Source organism: Pseudomonas sp. NFPP24, assembly GCF_900112095.1.
Lineage (GTDB): Bacteria > Pseudomonadota > Gammaproteobacteria > Pseudomonadales > Pseudomonadaceae > Aquipseudomonas > Aquipseudomonas extremorientalis.
Genome location: NZ_FOKD01000027.1, coordinates 1 through 2,394 on the forward strand (window position 1 = coordinate 1; position 2,394 = coordinate 2,394).

Sequence of the window (2,394 nt, forward strand, 5' to 3'; positions counted from 1 at the left end):
GCAATCTGATGCTCGTTAGAGTAGTCAAATTGCTTGGGTGTTATATGGTCAAGCCTCACGGGCAATTAGTATTGGTTAGCTCAACGCCTCACAGCGCTTACACACCCAACCTATCAACGTCGTAGTCTTCGACGGCCCTTCAGGGAACTCAAGGTTCCAGTGAGATCTCATCTTGAGGCTAGTTTCCCGCTTAGATGCTTTCAGCGGTTATCTATTCCGAACATAGCTACCCGGCAATGCCACTGGCGTGACAACCGGAACACCAGAGGTTCGTCCACTCCGGTCCTCTCGTACTAGGAGCAGCCCCTCTCAAATCTCAAACGTCCACGGCAGATAGGGACCGAACTGTCTCACGACGTTCTAAACCCAGCTCGCGTACCACTTTAAATGGCGAACAGCCATACCCTTGGGACCGGCTTCAGCCCCAGGATGTGATGAGCCGACATCGAGGTGCCAAACACCGCCGTCGATATGAACTCTTGGGCGGTATCAGCCTGTTATCCCCGGAGTACCTTTTATCCGTTGAGCGATGGCCCTTCCATACAGAACCACCGGATCACTAAGACCTACTTTCGTACCTGCTCGACGTGTCTGTCTCGCAGTCAAGCGCGCTTTTGCCTTTATACTCTACGACCGATTTCCGACCGGTCTGAGCGCACCTTCGTACTCCTCCGTTACTCTTTAGGAGGAGACCGCCCCAGTCAAACTACCCACCATACACTGTCCTCGATCCGGATAACGGACCTGAGTTAGAACCTCAAAGTTGCCAGGGTGGTATTTCAAGGATGGCTCCACGCGAACTGGCGTCCACGCTTCAAAGCCTCCCACCTATCCTACACAAGCAAATTCAAAGTCCAGTGCAAAGCTATAGTAAAGGTTCACGGGGTCTTTCCGTCTAGCCGCGGATACACTGCATCTTCACAGCGATTTCAATTTCACTGAGTCTCGGGTGGAGACAGCGCCGCCATCGTTACGCCATTCGTGCAGGTCGGAACTTACCCGACAAGGAATTTCGCTACCTTAGGACCGTTATAGTTACGGCCGCCGTTTACCGGGGCTTCGATCAAGAGCTTCGCGTTAGCTAACCCCATCAATTAACCTTCCGGCACCGGGCAGGCGTCACACCCTATACGTCCACTTTCGTGTTTGCAGAGTGCTGTGTTTTTAATAAACAGTCGCAGCGGCCTGGTATCTTCGACCGGCATGGGCTTACGGAGCAAGTCCTTCACCCTCACCGGCGCACCTTCTCCCGAAGTTACGGTGCCATTTTGCCTAGTTCCTTCACCCGAGTTCTCTCAAGCGCCTTGGTATTCTCTACCCAACCACCTGTGTCGGTTTGGGGTACGGTTCCTGGTTACCTGAAGCTTAGAAGCTTTTCTTGGAAGCATGGCATCAACCACTTCGTCACCTAAAAGGTAACTCGTCATCAGCTCTCGGCCTTAAGATCCCGGATTTACCTAAGATCTCAGCCTACCACCTTAAACTTGGACAACCAACGCCAAGCTGGCCTAGCCTTCTCCGTCCCTCCATCGCAATAACCAGAAGTACAGGAATATTAACCTGTTTTCCATCGACTACGCTTTTCAGCCTCGCCTTAGGGACCGACTAACCCTGCGTCGATTAACGTTGCGCAGGAAACCTTGGTCTTTCGGCGTGGGTGTTTTTCACACCCATTGTCGTTACTCATGTCAGCATTCGCACTTCTGATACCTCCAGCAAGCTTCTCAACTCACCTTCACAGGCTTACAGAACGCTCCTCTACCGCATCACTTACGTGATACCCGTAGCTTCGGTGTATGGTTTGAGCCCCGTTACATCTTCCGCGCAGGCCGACTCGACTAGTGAGCTATTACGCTTTCTTTAAAGGGTGGCTGCTTCTAAGCCAACCTCCTAGCTGTCTAAGCCTTCCCACATCGTTTCCCACTTAACCATAACTTTGGGACCTTAGCTGACGGTCTGGGTTGTTTCCCTTTTCACGACGGACGTTAGCACCCGCCGTGTGTCTCCCATGCTCGGCACTTGTAGGTATTCGGAGTTTGCATCGGTTTGGTAAGTCGGGATGACCCCCTAGCCGAAACAGTGCTCTACCCCCTACAGTGATACATGAGGCGCTACCTAAATAGCTTTCGAGGAGAACCAGCTATCTCCGAGCTTGATTAGCCTTTCACTCCGATCCACAGGTCATCCGCTAACTTTTCAACGGTAGTCGGTTCGGTCCTCCAGTTAGTGTTACCCAACCTTCAACCTGCCCATGGATAGATCGCCCGGTTTCGGGTCTATTCCCAGCGACTAGACGCCCTATTAAGACTCGCTTTCGCTACGCCTCCCCTATTCGGTTAAGCTCGCCACTGAAAATAAGTCGCTGACCCATTATACAAAAGGTACGCAGTCACC

General features: G+C 52.2%; 1 rRNA gene. It reads right to left on the reverse strand.

Annotation, left to right across the window (positions count from 1 at the left end):
- Window positions 1–44: 44 nt before the first annotated feature.
- Window positions 45–2,394, reverse strand: a 23S ribosomal RNA gene (locus BM026_RS28780); the annotation flags it as partial.